An 18,963-nucleotide genomic window follows, 5' to 3' on the forward strand; every position below is an offset into this window, starting at 1 on the left:
CCGACTTTCAGGCCGGCGCCGCCGCGGCCACCACACTGCGAGCCTTGTACAGCGGCGCCAGCCGTGAGCCCTCGTAGTGACTTTCGCGGAAGAACTTCCAGCGCCCGAACAGGCAATACACATGCGCGACCCGGCCCTGCTCGTGATAGCCCATGCGCACATGCAGTTTCAGCGCTGGCACATTGTGCGTCTCAACCACGTCCACTACCTTGTCGCAGCCCTGCGCGCGCATGGCGTCCCAGAGCTTGACCTGGGCCTCTACCGACAGGCTGCTGCCAAAGAACGCTGGAATCATCTCGCCGCCAAACTCGAAGAACTCGCCTGGTTTCACCGGGAAGGTACAGCCGTAGTAATGGCGATCGTGGTAATCGCGGGTACTGGCCCAGATGAACGCCACGGCGTTGCCGGCGGCGTCCAGGTACATGTGCCCGGTATGGCCCTCGGCGGCCAGCTGGCGCATGGTTTCAACCCGGTCGCCGAAGTGATGGGTAAAGGCCTCGGCGTTCGCCGTGGTGATGTCCACCAGGCTCACCGGGGCATGTGCCTTGAGGGTGTAGGGCGGCACCGGGCTGACCAGGTCGCGTTCCATCCACAGCAACTCCCAGTGGTAGAACACATAGCGTTCCCAGAAGGTTTTGAAAGTGCGGCGCAGACCCTTTTGTTTTATCCGCTGGCTGAGTTTCCGCAGAGCACGCATTATTGCCTCCTGCCCGGTCAGGCGTGTGGGGCGTCGTGGGTGGATGAAACTTTTTTCATGGTATAGCGCAGCGTTTTGGTGGTGTGTCAAAAAGCCATCGCTGTGGTTGTTTCAAAATATGTGTAAAAGTAGCGGGTCGCTCTGGTACGGGCCTCTTGGCCGAGAGTCGGGTCCGCTTGGCAGATGAGCGGCGTTTGCCGAAATTTTGACGTCTTTAATCAGGCACCCGCTTCGCTGGGGCCTCTGGCGGGGCTGAAGGCGGCAGGCGACCCGCGCGCGGCGGTTTGCCGGTAGCCAAGCGCTGACGTAGACTTGCCCCCGCACCTGCCAAACTACCGACTCCCACAGCTCATGTGGAACTCGGGCTCCCGGGCCAAGAGGTGATTCCGGCTGTGCGCATTTTGCCTAAGCCCCCAGGAGAGTTGATCGACGCCTATGTCTGCCACTATCGCACGCCCCCTCGAAGAACGTCCCGGCAGCTGGCTCAGCGTGTTTGCCCTGGCCCTGGCCGCGTTCATTTTCAATACCACCGAGTTCGTTCCGGTGGCACTGCTCAGCGACATCGGCCACAGCTTCGAAATGCCCACCGCGCAGGTCGGGCTGATGCTCACCCTGTATGCCTGGGTGGTGTCGTTGATGTCGCTGCCGATGATGTTGCTGACCCGCAACATCGAACGGCGCCAGTTGCTCACCTACCTGTTCGCGCTGTTCATCGTCAGCCACGTGATCTCGGGCCTGGCCAACAGCTTCGGCATGCTGCTGTTCAGCCGTATCGGCATTGCCCTGGCGCACGCGGTGTTCTGGGCGATTACAGCCTCGCTGGCGGTGCGTGTCGCGCCGGCGGGCCAGCAGGCCAAGGCACTCGGCTTGCTGGCCACCGGCACCACGCTGGCGATGGTGCTCGGTATTCCGCTGGGCCGGGTGGTTGGCGAGGCGCTGGGCTGGCGCACCACCTTCCTTGGGATTGCCGGGGTGTCGGTGCTGACCCTGCTCTGGCTGATCCGCTCACTGCCGCGCCTGCCAAGTCAGAACTCCGGTTCACTGCGTAGCCTGCCGGTGCTGCTCAAGCGCCCGGCACTGATGGCCGTGTATGCGCTGATCGTGCTCGGCATTACCGCGCAGTTCACCGCCTACAGCTATATCGAACCGTTCAGCCAGCATGTCGCCAACCTTGGCGGCGATACCATCACCTTGCTGTTACTGCTGTTCGGCGGCGCCGGGGTGTTCGGCTCGATCCTTTTCAGCCGTTACAGCGAGCGCTTCCCGCGTGGCTTCCCGCTGTTCTCCATCGGCCTATTGGCAGGTTGCCTGTTGCTGCTCTTGCCGATGACGGTCGATCCACGGTGGTTGTGCGCGTTGAGCGTGTTCTGGGGCATGGCGATCATGTGCTTCAGCCTGGCGTTGCAGTCCAAGGTGCTGGTGCTGGCCAAGGATGCCACCGACGTTGCCATGGCGATGTTTTCCGGGCTGTACAACGTCGGTATCGGCGCTGGGGCGCTGCTCGGCAGCCTGGTCAGCACCCATGTCGGCTTGCAGAGCATCGGCACTGTCGGCGGTGCAGTGGCGGTGGTCGGGCTGTTGCTGTGCGCCTTCACCACCTACCGGTTCTCGCGGGCAGTGCCGGTCAGTGCCTAGCGGAGCACTGCTGCTCGCGCCGTCACCAGGGCTGTAGCGCTCGGCTGCCGAAGTAGCGCTGCAGGGCGCCAACATCGGCGCTGCTGTGTGCCAGAGCCACGTAAGTATCCGGGCGCAGCAGGTACAGGGCATTGCGGCTGAGCCCGGCCGCTTCGCAGGCCGGCGACCAGGGGAACACTTCCAGCGCCAGGGCCTGCGCGGCGCACCAGTCGACCAGCGCCGGGCTCGCCACGCCATACACATGCACCTGCCAGCCGAGCCGTTTCAGCGCGGTGAAATTGTCCTGGCCGGCGCTGACCACCCAGGGCAGTCGGTCGCCACCGTGGACCGCGCCGGCATCGCCGAAGCTCAGCGGCATCAGCCGGTAGTTCAAGCCAATCTGCGACACCGTGCGAAACAGAAACTCGCGTGCCTTGGCCAGCGCCGCGACCCGTGGCAACAACACTGGCGCCAGGCGGGTGCGCAGCAGTCGCGCCAGGCGTCCATCGGCGGTGATGAAGTTGAACACCTGGTCGGTGCTCGCCACCAGCCGCTCGGCGAAGGCCATGCGCTCGATCTCGTAGCTGTCGAGCAAGTCGACGCTGGCCTTGCCGTTGAGCACGCTAGCGAGTTTCCAGGCCAGGTTGATGGCGTCGCCGATGCCGGTGTTCATGCCCTGGCCGCCGGCCGGGCTGTGCACGTGGGCGGCGTCGCCGAGGAGGAACGCGCGGTGGCGGCGGAACTGCTGGGCAACGCGGTGGTGCACGCGGTAGGTGGAGAACCAGTTGACCTGTTTCACCTCGACCTGCAGCTGTGTCATGGCCAGTTGGCTGACATCTTCGAAACGCAGGTTTTCCGGGTGTTCGGCGCGTTCGCCGCGGACCGTGCCGATCAGCCGTGCACGGCCGTTGCCGGCCAGCGGGAACACCGCGAGAAAGTCCGCTTCGTCGATGTCCACGTGCAGTTCGCCGTTGAGCGCCGGGCCTGTGGCCTCGACATCGGCCACGTAGAACACCTGCTGGTAGGTACCGCCGGGGAAGCTGATGCCCAGGCCTTTACGCACGCGGGAGCGGGCGCCGTCGCAGCCGGCGAGGTAGCGCGCCGTGCAGTGGCTCTCGCTGCCGTCGGGCCGGCGCAGGCGCGCCTGGATGCCGTGTGCGTCTTGGCTGAAGTCGAGCAGTTCGGTGTGCCGCTCAACCTCGATGCCGACGGCGTGCAGGCGTTCTACCAGCAATTGTTCGTGCTGGTCTTGCGGGTAGATTTCGAGAAACGCGTAGGGGGTGAGGGCGCCGCCGCTGGCGTCGAGGGGAATGTGCGCAGCCTGGGCGCCTTTGACCCAGAGGTTGGCGGCCGGTACCTGGTGGCCGGCAGCGAGCACGGCGTCGCTGAGGTCGAGCTGGCGGTAGAGTTCCAGGGTCCGGGCCTGCACGGCGAGCGCGCGCGAGGTGGTGCCAGGGGCGGCGCTCGTGTCGACGATGCGCACGGCAACGCCGAGCCTGTTCAACCACAGGGCGAGCACCAGCCCGGTGGGGCCGGCGCCGACGATCAGAACCTCGGTGGGGTTCATGGCGATGCTCCCAGGGCATCATGGCGGTGTTTCAAGTGTAGAGGGTTGTCGGCGGTTAGGGCCTCATCGCGGGACGAGCCAGTTCCGTCAGCGAAGCGCTACACTGCAAGCCCTTACCAGCCCAGGCAGCGGACGCGCCCATGATCGACTGGCTCAGCAATCACCCGCAGCACAGTGACACCCTCGCCGAATGGCTCTACCGCCAGTTCAGCTACGAATACGCCGAGCAGTCCCTGGCCGAGTGGCAAGCCGAATTCGCCCAGGGCCAGCGCGATGGCAGCCTCAGCAGCTTGATCGCCGTCGACGGCGAACGCCTGCTGGGCAGCGCTTCCCTGGCTGCCGACGACCTGCCGTCGCGGCCGGATCTTGGCCCCTGGCTGGCCTGCGTGTTCGTCGACCCCGTTGCGCGCGGCCAGGGCCTTGCCGAAACCCTGGTCGCAGCGGTCTGCGACGAAGCCCGGGCCCGTGGTCATCAACGCCTGTACCTGCACACCGCAGAGAAGGCCGCCTACTACGCCAGGCGCGGCTGGCAGCCGTTGCAGCAGTTCGATGCCTGGGGCAAGCGCCACAGCTTGATGCTGCGCGAGCTCACCCCGGGAACAGAAACGGGCTGACCCCTGTACGGGCAAAGCCCAGGCGTTCCACCTCGGCATCCAGCGCCAGGCTCGCCAGGTCGTCCGCCAGCACTTCCAGCTCGCGGTCATGCTCGGGGTAGAACACCTTCAGGTAACCCTCGCAATCGTTGCAGCTTTCCGCCTTCAACGGGCTCTGCTGATGTTCCGGCGACCAGTAGTCGAGCTGCCCGGTCGCCTCGCAGTTGCTGCACTTGAGCCGCACCATGTGCCAGCGGCTCTCGCACAAGCCGCAATGCAGGTAGCGCAGGCCGGCCAGCGCGCCGGTCTGGATCACGCTGGCCACTGGCGCGCTGTTGCACACCGGGCAGTGCTGGCGATGCTCGCCGACCAGGGCCTGGCCGCTGCCCGGCAGGTGCGTCGCCAACTGGCTGAAGTACAGGGTCAAGGCCGCCCAGAGGAACAGTGCCTGGCCGCTGTCGACCTGATCGTACTGTCCGGCCAGCAAGGCCCCGGCCTTGACCTCCAGCGCTTGCGGGTCGAGCTCGGCCAGGCGCTCCAGGGTGGCTGCGATGCCGGCGTTCACATCGCTGTGCAATGCCGTGATCAGGTGCTGCAGCAGTCGCTGCCAGTACGCGTCGCGCGCGAGCTGCGCCCAGGCCAGCGGCGCCTGGCCCTGGCCAAGCCGCGCCGGCAAGCCGGCGATCGCCTCGCTTGGCAGCGGCAGTTGCTCAAGAAGTTGCTGCTGCACCTCGGCAATCCGCGCGACAAAGCGCAGGTAGTCGGCCATCGGGTGACCGTCGGCCAGTTGCCGCAGGCGCGCTGCCCGGCGCGCATAACGCTGGTCCGCCGTGGGCAGCAATACCGCAGGAATCTCGCCGACTCCCGGCGAGCGTGCGTCGGCCGGGTTCATCTGGATACTGTTCATTCGCCCCCCTTGCCGGCGTCGGCCTTGCTATCGATCTGGCGGAACCAGCGGTCATGGTGGGTGCGCGCCCAGCGCCGGCTGACGTAGCCGGTGAGCATGCCGCGAATCGAGCCCTTGACCCAGAACGCCAGGTAGGCATGGCCGATGATCAGCAGGATCAGGCTGATGCCGGCCAACGCGTGCACCAGCAGGCCGATGCGAATCACTGGGATCGGGAACAGATGCGCAAACCACGGCCGCCAGATCAGCACGCCACTGACCAGCAGCACGCTGATCAGTGCCATGATCCCCCAGAACAGCAGTTTCTGCCCGGCGTTGTACTTGCCCACCTGCAACGCCGGCTCATGCTTGCCGGCCAGCACCTGGCGGATATTGCGGAACCACAGGCGGTCCTGCGGCTCCAGCAGGTTGTACTTGACGAAGCGGGTGAACATGAACGCCAGCAGCAGGAACACCAGTACACCGAAGAACGGGTGGAGGATACGTGCCAGCTGTGGCGTGCCGAACACCGCGTTCAAGCCGTTCAGCGACGGGAAAAACCACGACAGCCCGGACAGCGCCACGGCGAAGAAGCAGATCACCATGAACCAGTGGCAGGCACGTTCGACGAAGCGGGTGCGCAGGATCAGTTTGTCGGTGTTCATGCCGAGGTGTCCTCCTCATGCTTGGCGTCTTCGTCCACTTCGTTCGGGCCTACACCCACATAGTGGAACAGGGTCCCGGCCAGGGTAGCGAAGAACGCCACCGCAGCCACCGGTTTCATCCAGCCTTTCCAGCCTTCGATGGCCCGGCTGATGCGTGGGTCGGTGGGCAGTTTGTGGTACAGCTGCGGCTTGTCGGCGTGCTGCAGCACATACACCACATGGGTGCCGCCAACGCCGGCCGGGTCGTAGATGCCGGCCCCGGCAAAACCGCGCCCCTGTAGCTCGACCACCCGTTCGCCGGCCTGGTGCAGCATGTCCTGCTTGCTGCCGAAGTTGATCGCGCCGGTCGGGCAGGTCTTCACGCAGGCCGGCTCCTGGCCGACCGCAACCCGGTCGACGCACAGCGTGCACTTGTAGGCCTTGTTATCCTTGGCGCTGATTCGCGGCACGTCGAACGGGCAGCCGGCAATGCAGTAACCGCAGCCGATGCAGTGCTCGGACTGGAAGTCGACGATGCCGTTGGCGTACTGGATGATCGCCCCCGGTTGCGGGCAGGCTTTCAGGCAGCCGGGGTCGGCGCAGTGCATGCAGCCATCCTTGCGGATCAGCCATTCGAGCTTGCCGCTTTCGTCCTCGACCTCGTCGAAGCGCATCAGCGTCCAGGTTTCCGCGCTGAGGTCGGCTGGGTTGTCGTACACGCCGACGTTGTGGCCCACCTCGTCGCGCAGGTCGTTCCATTCGTTGCAGGCCACCTGGCAGGCCTTGCAGCCGATGCAGATGCTCACGTCGATCAGCTTGGCGACCTCGGCTTGGTGGCTGCGTGCCTGCGGCGGCGGGGTCAGCGCGCTGGTGGCCGAGCGCTTGATGATGTCCTGGGATTGCAGTGACATGGTTCGCCCCCTAGACCTTTTCGATGTTCACGAGAAACGCCTTGTATTCCGGCGTATGTGTATTGGAATCGCCAACCCCGGGGGTCAGCGTATTGGCCAGGAAGCCTTTGCGTGTGCTGCCCTCGAAGCCCCAGTGGCAGGGAATGCCGATGGTGTCGACGTGCTGCCCGTCCACCGCCAGGCGGCGAATGCGCTTGGTCACCACGGCCTTGGCCTTGATATAGCCACGCTGGGTGCTGACCTTGACCATATCGCCCTGCTGAATGCCCTTGTCGGCCGCCAGCAGCTCGCCGATCTCGACGAACTGCTCGGGCTGGACGATGGCGTTGAGCCGGGCGTGCTTGGTCCAGTGGCGGAACAGTTCGGTGATTGAGTAGGTGGTGGCGACGTAGGGGAAGTCCTCACGCTTGCCCATGCGCACACGGTCTTGCTCGTAGATGCGCGCCGTCGGGCTGTAGGTGACGTTGGGGTGCAGCGGGTTGCTCGCCAGCGGGCTCTCGGTGGGTTCGTAGTGCTCGGGGAATGGGCCGTCGTTCAGCGCCCCCACCGAGAACAGCCGGCCGAGGCCCTCGGGCAGCATGATGAACGGATTGGCGGCGTGACCGGGTGGCAGCGTGGCGGCGAAGTCGGGTACGTCGGCACCGCTCCAGCGCGCGCCGTCCCAGCCGATCAGCCGACGTTTCGGGTCCCACGGCCGGCCTTGCGGGTCGAGCGAGGCGCGGTTGTAGAGAATCCGGCGGTTTTGCGGCCAGGCCCAGGCCCAGCCCGGCGTGCAACCCAGACCGCTGTCGGCGTTGTCGCGGCGGGCCATCTGGTTGCCTTGTTCGGTCCAGGAGCCGGCGAAGATCCAGTTGAAGCACACCGTGCTGCCATCGTCGCGCAGTTGCGAGAAGTCGTTGAGCAACTGGCCCTTGCGCAGGATCAGGTTGCCTTGTTCGTCACGCAGGTCGGCGAGGGCACGGCCGTTGGATTCGCGGGCCACTTCTTCGGGTTTCGGGTCGTACGGGTCGGCGTAGTCCCAGGCCATGTTCAGTACCGGCGCCGGGTTGGCGCCACCTTCCTTGGCGTACAGCTCGCGCAGCTTCATGAACAGGTGGCCGAGGATCTTGCCGTCGTGCCAGGCCTCGCCGGGCGGTGCCGCGCCGGCCCAGTGCCATTGCAGCCAGCGCCCGGAGTTGACGATCGAGCCGTCTTCCTCGGCAAAGCAGGAAGAGGGCAGGCGGAACACCTCGGTCTGGATCGCCGCGCTGTCGACGTCGTGCTGCTCGCCGTGGTTCTGCCAGAAGCTTGAGGTTTCGGTGGCCAGCGGGTCGATGATCACCAGGAACTTGAGCTTGGCCAGTGCCGCCTGGGCCTTGTTCTTGTCCGGGAACGCCGCCACCGGGTTGAAGCCCTGGGCGATGTAGCCGTTGACCTTGCCCTCGTACATGCGGTTGCTGTAGTTGAGCACGTCGTAGCTGTCGTCCCATTTCGGCAGCCAGTCGTACCCCCAGTCGTTGTCCTTGGTGGCCTTGTCGCCCCACAGGCTTTTCATCAGGCTGATGAAGAATTTCGGCGTGTGCTTGTAGTAGTTGACCTGGTCCGGCAGCACCGCGCTCGGGGTGGTCTGCTTGAGGTAGGTGGCGAGGTTGGTCTGCGCGTCGGACGGCAGGTTCATGTAGCCCGGCAGGCGCAGCGAGAGCAGGCCGAGGTCGGTATAGCCCTGGATGTTGGAGTGCCCGCGCAGGGCGTTGACGCCGCCGCCGGCCATGCCGATGTTGCCCAACAGCAGCTGGATCATGCCCGAGCCGCGGATCATCTGGGCGCCGTTGGTATGGTGGGTCCAGCCGAGGGCGTAGAGGAAGGTCGCGGTCTTGTCCGGGGCGCTGGTTTCGCCGAGGATCGCGCAGATCCTGAGGAAGTCGTCCTGCGGCGTGCCGCACACCGAGCTGACCATTTCCGGGGTGTAGCGGCTGACGTGCTGCTTGAGCAGGTTCCACACGCAGCGCGGGTGGTTCAGGCTCGGGTCGCGCTTGGCGAAGCCGTCGGCATCCAGCTCGTAGTTCCACGAGCTGCGATCGTAACTGCGCTTGCCGGCGTCGTAGCCGCTGAACAGGCCGTCGTCGAAGGCGTAGTCGGGGCGCACGATCAGGCTGGCGTTGGTGTAGGCCTTGACGTATTCGTGCTGGATCTTGTCGTGGCTGATCAGGTAGTTGACCACGCCCATCAGGAAGGTCACGTCGGAACCGGCGCGGATCGGCGAGTAGATGTCGGCCACGGCGGCGCTGCGGTTGAAGCGTGGGTCGACCACGATCACCTTGGCGCCGTTGCGGATCTTCGCCTCGATCACCCACTTGAAGCCCACCGGGTGCGCCTCGGCCGGGTTGCCGCCCATGATCAGCACGACGTTGGCGTTCTTGATGTCGACCCAGTTGTTGGTCATGGCGCCACGGCCGAAGGTCGGTGCCAGCGCCGATACCGTCGGCGCGTGGCAGACCCGCGCCTGGCTGTCGGTACCGAGGATACCCAGGGCGCGGGTGAAGCGTTGGTCGAGCGAGCCGGTTTCGCTGCTGGCCGCCGAGGAACAGAGCATGCCGGTACTGAGCCAGCGGTTTACCGTGGTGCCCTGGGCGTTCTTCTCGATGAAGTTGGCGTCGCGGTCGTCCTTCATCAGTCGGGCGATACGCTCGATGGCGTGCTCCCAACTGATCCGCTGCCATTTGTCTGAGCCCGGTGCACGGTATTCGGGGAACAGCAGGCGCTGTTCGCTGTGGATGTAGTCGACCAGGCCGGCACCTTTCGGGCACAGCGAGCCGCGGCTGACCGGGTGATCGGGGTCGCCTTCGATGTGGAAGATGCGCGACTTGGCGTTTTTCGCGCCGTCGCCCAAGCTGTACATGAGGATCCCGCAACCCACTGAGCAATAGGTGCAGTTGTTGCGGGTTTCGCGAGCACGCAGCAGTTTGTATTGGCGCGATTGGGTGGCCTGGGCCATGCCGGGGGCGAAGCCCAGGCTGGCGCAGGTGGCGGTGGCGGCACCGACCGTGCACAGTTTGAAGAACTGTCGTCTGCCCAGTCCCATGCGAGTCTCCTTGTTATAGGCGACGCTGTTGCGGGCAGGGTAAAGCCCGCCGCGAGGGCGTCGTGAACGATAAGTGCATGCAGGCGGGTGACGCGGTGTTGCGCTGGCAGCCCCTCTGACGTGGGCTTGCCTAGACTAATCGGTACTCAGTCTATGCCCATACAAAGCCTGCGGCTAATCGAGGCTGTCGATGTCGCAATCGAGCGTCTCTATGGCGAGTGTTTCCATGGGCCGTGATACATTCGCGGTTTTTTCTCACAGGGGGTGGAACCATGCGGGTAGTCGTGGCAGTTGTTGCAGCAGCCTTGTTGTCGGGGTGTGTCTCGTCGACGATGAATTCGGCGCGCAGCCAGGAGCCGACCAAGGCGCTGAAATCGAGCAAGGACGCCGCTCAGGTGGTGCGTTGCATCCAGTTTGGCTGGCAGGACGAAGCAGTGTTCGGCGTCGACGCCAGCGGTTATGTGGAGCCGGCCGAGAAGGGCGGGTTCACCGTCTACACCCGTGGTGCCGAGGCTTTTGCCGATGTGCGCTCGGAGTTTTCCCACACCCTGGTCAAGTACTACGCGCAGAAGCACGACGAGGTGGCGCAACGCCGCCTGGCGGCGTTGGCGACCTGCATGTAATCGCCATTCAAGGCTGATCGTCAGCTGGGCAGGCGCGAACGCTTGCCGGGTAGCAGCCCCAGCACCAGCGTGCAGCCGAGCATGATCACCAGGCCACCGCTGATCTGCAGCAGGTTCAGTTGCTCGTCGAGGAACAGTGCGCCGACCAGCACTGCTACCAGGGTCACCACGAATTCCACACTGATGGTTTTGGTTGCGCCGATGCGCGCGACCAGGCCGAAATACAGGACGTAGGTCATGGCGCTCATGATGCTGCCGGAGATCACCAGGTAGAGCACGTCGATTGCCTCCGGCAGCGCCGGCACAGGCACCCAGAAGAGCAGTGGCAAGGTCAGCAGGCCGCCGACCAGGAACGCGCCACTGGTGACATCCCAGGGCTGCGCCGAGCGCAGTCGCAGGCTGGCATAGTTGCTGCCGAAGGCGGCGCAGATGGCGCCGAGCACCGAGGCGATGCAGCCGCCGATGAAGTCCGGGGTGACGTCCTGGGCGGGGTAGCCGACCAGCATGACGATGCCGACGAAGCCCAGCAGCAGTCCGCCGAGGCCGCTGGGGGTGATTTTTTCCAGGCCCCATAGGCGGCCGATAATCATCGAGAACAGAGGAATGGTGGCGACGAAGATCGCAGCCAGTGCGGTGCCGATGCGTGGGGTGGCGTAGGACAGGCCGATCAGTTGCCCGGCCACGGTGGTGGCGCCGACCACCAGCAAGGGTTTCCAGATCGGGGCCAGGAGCAGACGTTTGCCGAGCAGGGTTGCCAGGAGGACCAGGGTCGAGCCGGCGATCAGTGCGCGCAGGCTGACGGCGCCGACCCAGCCGAAGGCGTGTACTACCTTGAGCAACACCAGAAATGAAAAGCCCCAGGCGATGGCCAGGAAGGCGTAGGCGGCGATATCTCGTGGCTTCATCGGCAGGGTCCGGCGAGAGGGGTACTGGAAACTAACGGGTTGGTGGGGGCAGATCAACATGCGGTTGGCGTCCGCTGCCAGGGGACAGGCCCATGCTTACTTTTTTTTTCGACTGAAAAAAAGTAAGCCACCGTCAGGGCGGAAGGGGCCCGCAGCCCCACCCAAAAAATGGATAAACACGCAGAAATATGCCCGCCGAGGCCAAAAACTGCATCTTCCCCACCTGCACTTTCATTGGGCATTTCCCAGCTTGGCCCGCAATGTGCACTCCACCCCGTACGCCAAAACCTCACCGGGACTGGAAGTATGACGCTGCCCGAACCACGCGACCCAAACCTTGCCGATGCTGGCTGGAACGCCGAGTTGCACCTGCGTTTCATCGCGGGCGAAAGCAAGACCCGAATTGGTGCGCGCCGGCATTTCGGACCTCTTTTGGTGCAGCGTCCGTTCTACCCGGAAGGCGCGGCTTGCCACGTCTATCTGCTGCACCCCCCGGGTGGCGTAGTCGGTGGTGATCGCTTGGCCTTGGACATCCACCTCGACCCCGGTAGCCACGCCTTGCTGACCATGCCCGGGGCCACCAAGTTCTACCGCAGCGCCGGCCTAACCTCGGTGCTCAACCAGCATTTTCACCTCGCCGAGGGCAGTACCCTGGAGTGGCTGCCGCCTGGCAGCATCTGCTTCCCTGGCGCCCGCGTCGCCTTGCACAGCCGCTTCAGCCTGGCCCCCGGTGCCCGTTTGCTGGCCTGGGAAACCCTGTGCCTGGGCCGTCCGGTGATGGGCGAACGCTTTAGCCATGGCGCCCTCGACAGCCGCTTGCAGATCGACCTGAGCGGCGACCTCGGCCTGCACGAACGCCTGCGTATCGCCGGCGGGCACCTGGAAAAGCTCGCCGGCTACCCCTTGCAGGCGACCTTCTGCGCCGCCCCGGCCAGCCCCGAGCTGCTCGACCAGGTGCGCGAACTGCTCGCCGAATTGCCGGCCCCGGCTGGCGCAACCCTGCTCGGGCCGCTGCTGGTGGTACGCCTGCTGGACCACGACAACCAACGCCTGCAAACCACCCTGCAACGCATCTGGCACTGCCTGCGCCCGGCCGTGATCGGCCTGGCGCCATGCCCGCCACGCATCTGGGCCACCTGAGAGAGCACCGATGGAGCTGACCCCGAGAGAGAAAGACAAACTGCTGCTGTTCACCGCCGCCTTGCTCGCCGAGCGCCGCCGTGACCGCGGCCTGAAGCTCAACTACCCGGAAGCCGTGGCGCTGATCAGCGCCGCCGTGCTCGAAGGCGCCCGCGACGGTCGTACCGTCGCCGAGCTGATGAGCCTGGGACGCGAAGTGCTCCGCCGCGACCAGGTCATGGCCGGCGTCGCCGAGATGATTCCCGACGTCCAGGTCGAGGCAACGTTTCCCGACGGCACCAAGCTGGTCACCGTGCACGACCCCATTGTCTGAGCGCCGCAGGAGAGCCGCATGATTCCCGGAGAAGTACAGGTCGCCAGCGGCGACATCGAACTCAACGTCGGCCGCGCCACGCTCAGTGTCAGCGTCGCCAATCACGGCGACCGACCGGTACAGGTCGGCTCGCATTACCACTTTTACGAGGTCAACCGCACGCTGGTGTTCGAGCGCGAAGCTACTCGCGGCTTTCGCCTGGACATCCCGGCCGGCACCGCCGTGCGCTTCGAGCCCGGTCAGGCGCGCACCGTGCAACTGGTGGCGTATGCCGGCAAGCGCCAGGTGTATGGTTTTCAGGGCAAGGTGATGGGTGCGCTGGAGGTACAGGCATGAGCCGGATCTCCCGTCAGGCCTACGCCGACATGTTCGGCCCGACCGTCGGCGACCGTGTGCGCCTGGCCGATACCGAGCTGTGGGTGGCCGTCGAGCAGGACTTCACCCTGTACGGCGAAGAGGTCAAGTTCGGTGGCGGCAAGGTTATCCGCGACGGTATGGGCCAGGGCCAGATGCGCGCTGCCGACGCCATGGACCTGGTGCTGACCAACGCCCTGATCATCGACCACTGGGGCATCGTCAAGGCCGATATCGGTGTGAAGAACGGGCGCATCTTCGGCATCGGCAAGGCCGGCAACCCCGACGTGCAGCCTGGCGTGACCCTGCCGGTGGGGCCGGCCACCGAAGTGATCGCCGCCGAAGGCAAGATCGTCACCGCCGGCGGCATCGACTCGCACATCCACTTCATCTGCCCGCAGCAGGTCGAGGAGGCGCTCACCTCGGGCATCACCACCTTCATCGGCGGCGGCACCGGCCCGGCCACCGGTACCAACGCCACCACCTGCACCTCCGGCCCGTGGTACATCGCGCGCATGCTGCAGGCGGCCGACGAATTGCCAATCAACATCGGCCTGCTCGGCAAGGGCAATGCTTCGCGCCCCGCAGGCCTACGCGAGCAAATCGCGGCCGGTGCTGTGGGCCTGAAGCTGCACGAGGACTGGGGCTCGACCCCGGCGGCTATCGACTGCTGCCTAGGCGTGGCCGAAGAACACGACGTGCAGGTGGCGCTGCACAGCGACACGCTGAACGAATCCGGCTGTATCGAGGACACCCTGGCCGCCATCGGCGACCGCACTATCCATACCTTCCACACCGAAGGCGCCGGCGGCGGGCATGCCCCGGACATCATCCGCGCGGCAGCCTTTGCCAACGTCCTGCCGTCGTCGACCAACCCGACCCTGCCGTATACCCGCAATACTGTCGACGAGCACCTCGACATGCTGATGGTCTGCCATCACCTCGACCCGAGCATTCCCGAGGACGTGGCCTTTGCCGAGTCGCGCATTCGCCGCGAAACCATTGCTGCCGAGGACATCCTGCACGACCTCGGTGCCTTCTCCATGACCTCGTCCGACTCGCAGGCCATGGGCCGGGTGGGTGAGGTGGTGCTGCGCACCTGGCAGGTCGCCCACCAGATGAAACTGCGCCGCGGCCCGCTGGCCCCGGACACGGCCTACAGCGACAACTTCCGGGTCAAGCGCTACATCGCCAAGTACACCATCAACCCGGCGCTGACCCATGGCATCGCCCATGAAGTGGGCTCGGTAGAGGCCGGCAAGCTGGCCGACCTGGTGCTCTGGGCGCCGGCGTTCTTCGCGGTGAAGCCGGCGCTGGTGCTCAAGGGCGGGATGATCGCCATGGCGCCGATGGGCGATATCAACGGCTCGATCCCGACCCCGCAACCGGTGCATTACCGGCCGATGTTCGGTGCCCTTGGCACGGCCCGCAATGCCACGCGGATGACCTTCCTGTCGAGGGCGGCCTACGACCGTGGCGTGGCTGCCGAGCTCGGCCTGCGCAGCCTGATCGGCACGGTGGGCGGCTGTCGCCGCGTGCGCAAGGCCGACATGGTGCACAACGCTCTGCTGCCGCACATCGAGGTCGATTCGCAAACCTATGAAGTGCGCGCCGACGGCGAGCTGCTGGTGTGTGAACCGGCCAGCGTGCTGCCGATGGCGCAGCGTTATTTTCTGTTCTGAAGGAGTAGCCATGATTCTCTTGACCCTCCGGGCGAGCGCTGCCGCGCAGGTGAGCGGCAGCGTCACCCTCAACCTCGATACGCGGATCAAGAGCCGCGTGCGGATCACCCTCGACGACGGCCGCGAGGCCGGCCTGATGCTCGAACGCGGCCAGTTGATTCGCGGTGGCGAACTGCTCAGCGACGCCGCGGGTCGCGAAGTGATTCGGGTGCTGGCCGCCGACGAACAGGTGTCCAGCGTGCGCTGCGCCGATGCGCTGCTGCTGGCGCGGGCCTGCTACCACTTGGGCAACCGCCATGTGCCGTTGCAGATCGGCGAGGGTTTTGTGCGTTACCAGCACGACCATGTGCTCGACGACATGCTGCGCGGGCTCGGCCTGGACGTGGCCATCGAACAGGCACCGTTCGAGCCGGAGGCGGGCGCTTACCAGAGTGCCCCGCACGGCCATAGCCACAGTCACGCCGACAACCACGACCACAGCCAGGCGCACCGCTTCGTGCGCGTCGCCGGCCACCACGCTCATTGATAGTGCCCAAGGAATGACTGCCATGAAAAAGACCTTCGCCTTTGCCCTGCTGCTGATTGCGCTACCCGCGTTCGCCCATCCGGGCCACGACAGCAACCCGCTGCAGGACGGCCTGCTGCACCCGCTGACCGGGCTCGACCATCTGCTGATGTTGCTGGGTACCGGTATGCTCGCGGCGCTGACCGGCCGTAGCCTGGCGCTGCCGCTGGCGACCCTGGCGGCGATGTTTGGCGGGGCGCTGCTGGGCCATCTGTTCGGCGATGTGCTGGGCATGGAAAGCATGATCCTCGGCTCGCTGCTGGTGGCTGCTGCGGCCTTGCTGCTGCCGCAACGGCAGTTGCTGCTGGCGCTGGCGATGCCGCTGTTCGCCCTGTTCCACGGCTGGGCGCATGGTGTGGAAGCCAGTCCGGGGGCGTTCTGGCTGTTCAGCGCCGGCTTTGTCGCGGTCAGTGGCCTGCTGCTGGCGGCGGGTTTTGGCGTAGGTTGTCTGCTGCGCCGGCACAGTCGTTTGCAGAAGATCGCCGGCGGTAGCCTGCTGGCCGGGGCAGCCATGGTGCTGGCCGGCTGATGAGCGCCGCGCTGAGGCTGTTGCGCCTGTTGCAACTGACCAGCCCGAACCTGCCGGTGGGTGCTTTCACCTACTCGCAGGGCCTGGAGTGGGCGGTGGAAGCCGGCTGGGTGCGCGGCGCCGAGGGCTTTGCCGACTGGCAGCGCGAACAGGTGCAGGACACCCTCGTGTACCTCGACTGGCCGCTGCTGGCGCGGCTGTACACCGCCTGTGCGGACGACGATGCCGAGGCGTTCGCGCATTGGAGCCGGTTTCTCCTGGCCAACCGCGAAACATCCGAGTTACGCCTGGAAGAGTGCCAGCGCGGCAAAGCCCTGATGCGCCTGCTCGATGGTTGGCAACTGGGCCAGGCGCCGCAGTGGCGTGACAGCCTGGAACTGAGCCAACTGGGCGGGATGGCCTGGTTGGCCGCGCACTGGCAGATCCCGCTGCGCGACCTGGCCCTGGGCCATGGCTTTGCCTGGCTGGAGGGCGCGGTAATGGCCGGGGTCAAGCTGGTGCCGTTCGGCCAGCAGGCGGCCCAGGGGCTGTTGCGCGACCTCAGCGCCGAGCTGCCGGATTTGCTGGAACGCGCCCTGAGCCTGGCGGACGACGAACTGGGCGGGGGCTTGCCGCTGTTGGCGATTGCGTCCTCGTGCCATGAAACCCAATACACCCGATTGTTCCGATCCTGAGGAATCCCTTATGCAACATTACAAACAACCCCTGCGCGTCGGTGTCGGTGGTCCGGTCGGTTCCGGCAAGACCGCGCTGCTGGAAGTGCTGTGCAAGGCCATGCGCGATCACTACCAGATTGCCGTGGTGACCAACGACATCTACACCAAGGAGGATCAGCGCATCCTCACCGAGGCGGGGGCGCTGGAACCGGAGCGGATTGTCGGGGTGGAAACCGGCGGTTGCCCGCACACGGCGATCCGCGAAGATGCCTCGATGAACCTGGCGGCGGTGGAGGAACTGGCGCGCAAGTTCGGCAACCTGGAGGTGATCTTTGTCGAGAGCGGCGGCGACAACCTGAGTGCCACCTTCAGCCCGGAGCTGGCCGACCTGACCGTGTATGTGATCGATGTGGCCGAGGGCGAGAAGATCCCGCGCAAGGGTGGGCCGGGGATTACCAAGTCGGATTTCCTGGTGATCAACAAGATCGACCTGGCGCCGTATGTCGGGGCATCGCTGGAGGTGATGGAGCGCGACACCCAGCGCATGCGGCCAGAGCGGCCGTGGACGTTCACTAACCTGAAGACCGGGCAGGGCTTGCAGGCGGTGATCGACTTTATTGTCGAGAAGGGCATGCTGGAGGCCGGGCGGGTGGCGGTTTGACGGGTTGGCTCCAGGAGCGATAACGGTTCAGTGGAGCGCCTACAGATACATGAAAAAGACCGCGACCAGCCCATCGCCAGCCGCGGCCAACGCGGGAAATTACTGTTGCAGCACCGCCGCCTGGTTACCCACGCCGAACTGCTGCACCGTCGCCGTCATGCTCGCGCCGCTCTGATCCACCGACGCCTGGTTCAACGAACCACCCTGGGTCACGTACGCCACGTTGACCCCATCGGTCTGCTTGATCTTCGCTTCGTTACGGTCGCCATACAGCTGCCAGGTGTAGCTCTGGTTGCCACTGCCCGACTGCGCCAGGTCCACCTTGTTGCCCGTACCGCTGCTGCTGCCCACTGCGTAGTTGTCGGTGCCGCGCTGATCGGCAATCAGCAGGTTGTCGCTGCCGTTCTGTTCGAAGTACAACTCGTTGTTGCTGTCGGCCTGCACGGTACTGGCCTTGTTGTCGTAGCCACTTTGGGTCAGGCGCAAGGTATTGGCTTCGCCTTCCTGGGTCAGGTTGGCGACGTTGCCGCCGCCCATCTGGTTGATATCGGCCTTCTGCCGGCTGCCGAACTGCCCGCCCAGCTGATCGCCCTTCCAGTTGCTTGCCAGCACCTTGTTGCCGGTGCCGCTGGAACTGGCGTTGAGCACATGGTTGTCGCCGCTCTGGTAGGTCAGGTGCAGGTTGCCGCTGCCGGTCTGGAACAGGTTGGTCAGCGACTGCTGCGACTCGAACTGATCGACATACAGGGCGTTCATGTCGCCGACCTGGGTGATGGTCGCCAGGTTGTTCTCGCCAAAGCTCTGGTCGATAACCGCCTCGTTGGTCTGGCCGATCTGGGTCACGCTGGCCTGGCTATCGGTCTGGCTGTCCTGCCAGACCTCGGTGGAGTTGTAGGCGCCGTTCTGGCTGATGCCCAGCGTACCGCGCTGGCCGCTGCCCTGTTCACCGTAGGCCCAGTTGCCTTCGCCGGTCTGGAAGATGGCGATCTGGCCATGTTCATGGGCAAGGTGTTCCAGCGCACTGTAGTTGCCGGTCCCGGTCTGGATACTCAGGGCATGGTTGGCGGTGCCACTGTACAGCTGTTCGATATTGGCTTCGTTGCCGTCGCCAAATTGCAAGGTGGTAGCCTGGCTGCCCGTCTGGGTGTCCTGGTAGATGAACGAGAAGTTGCCGGTGCCTTCCTGCTGCTGCTGGGCACTGTTCTCGGTACCGATCGACTGGCTGGCATGGGTGCTGTTGAAGCCACCGAGCTGTTGCTGGTGGATCTGGCTGCCGTTTTCGAACAACTGCTCGGCATAGTTGGCGTTGTACTCGCCAATCGACTGCTGCTGAATCTGCGCGGTAGCGTTGTCCTGCTTGGCCGCCGAGTCGTTGCCCAGGCCAATCTGCAACTGGCTGGCGCTGGCATAGGGCGAGGCCGATTGCTTGACGTCGGCGATGTTCTCGGTGCCTTGCTGGCTCTGGGTCGAGACGCTGTTGTCGGCCATCACCTGGCCGGCCAGGGCCAGAACAATGGCGGCGCTTAAAGGAGCGAGCTTGAACATGGTGGTGCCTCCAGGGT

The 18,963-nt window shown here is 65.2% G+C and carries 19 protein-coding genes; 11 read left to right on the forward strand and 8 right to left on the reverse strand.

The window, feature by feature from the left end:
* Positions 1 to 7 precede the first annotated feature (7 nt).
* Positions 8 to 697, reverse strand: coding sequence for an N-acetyltransferase (locus DCO48_RS13600; protein WP_116551125.1), 690 nt, complete (start codon positions 695 to 697; stop codon positions 8 to 10).
* A 435-nt stretch (positions 698 to 1,132) separates the two neighbouring features.
* On the opposite strand from DCO48_RS13600, the gene DCO48_RS13605 reads away from it, so the two are divergent.
* Positions 1,133 to 2,332 (forward strand): sugar transporter, encoded by a 1,200-nt coding sequence (locus tag DCO48_RS13605; protein ID WP_116551126.1) that lies wholly within the window; start codon positions 1,133 to 1,135, stop codon positions 2,330 to 2,332.
* 22 nt (positions 2,333 to 2,354) lie between these two features.
* Here the strand turns inward: DCO48_RS13605 and DCO48_RS13610 are convergent, their stop codons facing one another.
* Complete coding sequence (locus DCO48_RS13610; protein ID WP_116551127.1) at positions 2,355 to 3,878, reverse strand: FAD-dependent monooxygenase; 1,524 nt, start codon at positions 3,876 to 3,878, stop codon at positions 2,355 to 2,357.
* 140 nt (positions 3,879 to 4,018) lie between these two features.
* Between DCO48_RS13610 and DCO48_RS13615 the strand changes: the two genes are divergently transcribed.
* Positions 4,019 to 4,492, forward strand: coding sequence for a GNAT family N-acetyltransferase (locus DCO48_RS13615; RefSeq protein ID WP_116551128.1), 474 nt, complete (start codon positions 4,019 to 4,021; stop codon positions 4,490 to 4,492).
* Here DCO48_RS13615 and fdhE read toward each other — a convergent pair.
* From fdhE to fdnG, 4 genes are read right to left on the reverse strand one after another with little or no spacing between them, the layout of a single operon-like run.
* Positions 4,467 to 5,378, reverse strand: coding sequence for a formate dehydrogenase accessory protein FdhE (gene fdhE, locus DCO48_RS13620; protein WP_116551129.1), 912 nt, complete (start codon positions 5,376 to 5,378; stop codon positions 4,467 to 4,469). The two genes, DCO48_RS13615 and fdhE, sit on opposite strands and share 26 nt — an antisense overlap.
* Positions 5,375 to 6,022, reverse strand: a complete 648-nt coding sequence (locus DCO48_RS13625; protein ID WP_116551130.1) for a formate dehydrogenase subunit gamma — start codon at positions 6,020 to 6,022, stop codon at positions 5,375 to 5,377. The genes fdhE and DCO48_RS13625 overlap by 4 nt, the downstream gene beginning before the upstream one ends.
* Positions 6,019 to 6,912 (reverse strand): formate dehydrogenase subunit beta, encoded by an 894-nt coding sequence (gene fdxH, locus DCO48_RS13630; protein WP_116551131.1) that lies wholly within the window; start codon positions 6,910 to 6,912, stop codon positions 6,019 to 6,021. The genes DCO48_RS13625 and fdxH overlap by 4 nt, the downstream gene beginning before the upstream one ends.
* A 10-nt stretch (positions 6,913 to 6,922) precedes the next feature.
* Positions 6,923 to 9,973, reverse strand: a complete 3,051-nt coding sequence (fdnG, locus tag DCO48_RS13635; protein WP_116551132.1) for a formate dehydrogenase-N subunit alpha — start codon at positions 9,971 to 9,973, stop codon at positions 6,923 to 6,925.
* Positions 9,974 to 10,245: 272 nt separating this feature from the next.
* Between fdnG and DCO48_RS13640 the strand changes: the two genes are divergently transcribed.
* On the forward strand, positions 10,246 to 10,596 hold the full coding sequence (locus tag DCO48_RS13640) for a hypothetical protein (protein WP_116551133.1): 351 nt from the start codon (positions 10,246 to 10,248) through the stop codon (positions 10,594 to 10,596).
* A gap of 20 nt (positions 10,597 to 10,616) precedes the next feature.
* Here the strand turns inward: DCO48_RS13640 and DCO48_RS13645 are convergent, their stop codons facing one another.
* Entirely contained in the window at positions 10,617 to 11,501 is an 885-nt protein-coding gene (locus DCO48_RS13645) for a DMT family transporter (RefSeq protein WP_116551134.1), read from the reverse strand.
* A 306-nt stretch (positions 11,502 to 11,807) separates the two neighbouring features.
* Here DCO48_RS13645 and DCO48_RS13650 point away from each other — a divergent pair, with 306 nt between their 5' ends.
* The 8 genes from DCO48_RS13650 to ureG are packed head-to-tail and all read left to right on the forward strand — an operon-like array spanning position 11,808 to position 17,401.
* Positions 11,808 to 12,641: an urease accessory protein UreD gene (locus DCO48_RS13650; protein WP_116551135.1), complete on the forward strand. Its 834-nt coding sequence runs from the start codon at positions 11,808 to 11,810 to the stop codon at positions 12,639 to 12,641.
* Positions 12,642 to 12,651: 10 nt separating this feature from the next.
* On the forward strand, positions 12,652 to 12,954 hold the full coding sequence (locus DCO48_RS13655) for an urease subunit gamma (RefSeq protein WP_116551136.1): 303 nt from the start codon (positions 12,652 to 12,654) through the stop codon (positions 12,952 to 12,954).
* A gap of 18 nt (positions 12,955 to 12,972) precedes the next feature.
* Complete coding sequence (locus tag DCO48_RS13660; protein ID WP_116551137.1) at positions 12,973 to 13,290, forward strand: urease subunit beta; 318 nt, start codon at positions 12,973 to 12,975, stop codon at positions 13,288 to 13,290.
* The gene (gene ureC, locus DCO48_RS13665) at positions 13,287 to 14,990 is read left to right on the forward strand and encodes an urease subunit alpha (RefSeq protein ID WP_116551138.1); all 1,704 of its coding nucleotides are present in this window, start codon (positions 13,287 to 13,289) and stop codon (positions 14,988 to 14,990) included. Before DCO48_RS13660 ends, ureC begins: the two co-directional genes overlap by 4 nt.
* A 10-nt stretch (positions 14,991 to 15,000) precedes the next feature.
* On the forward strand, positions 15,001 to 15,516 hold the full coding sequence (gene ureE / locus DCO48_RS13670; protein WP_116551139.1) for an urease accessory protein UreE: 516 nt from the start codon (positions 15,001 to 15,003) through the stop codon (positions 15,514 to 15,516).
* A gap of 22 nt (positions 15,517 to 15,538) precedes the next feature.
* Positions 15,539 to 16,084, forward strand: a complete 546-nt coding sequence (locus DCO48_RS13675; RefSeq protein ID WP_116551140.1) for a HupE/UreJ family protein — start codon at positions 15,539 to 15,541, stop codon at positions 16,082 to 16,084.
* A complete protein-coding gene (locus DCO48_RS13680; RefSeq protein WP_116551141.1) occupies positions 16,084 to 16,758 on the forward strand; it encodes an urease accessory protein UreF in 675 nt (224 codons plus the stop codon). The genes DCO48_RS13675 and DCO48_RS13680 overlap by 1 nt, the downstream gene beginning before the upstream one ends.
* Before the next feature lie 10 nt (positions 16,759 to 16,768).
* Positions 16,769 to 17,401, forward strand: coding sequence for an urease accessory protein UreG (gene ureG, locus DCO48_RS13685; RefSeq protein ID WP_116551142.1), 633 nt, complete (start codon positions 16,769 to 16,771; stop codon positions 17,399 to 17,401).
* 99 nt (positions 17,402 to 17,500) lie between these two features.
* On the opposite strand, the gene DCO48_RS13690 is transcribed toward ureG, so the two are convergent.
* Positions 17,501 to 18,946, reverse strand: a complete 1,446-nt coding sequence (locus DCO48_RS13690) for a curlin (RefSeq protein WP_116551143.1) — start codon at positions 18,944 to 18,946, stop codon at positions 17,501 to 17,503.
* Positions 18,947 to 18,963 lie beyond the last annotated feature (17 nt).

This window comes from Pseudomonas sp. SDI (assembly GCF_003105155.1).
In the GTDB taxonomy this organism is placed as follows: Bacteria; Pseudomonadota; Gammaproteobacteria; order Pseudomonadales; family Pseudomonadaceae; genus Aquipseudomonas.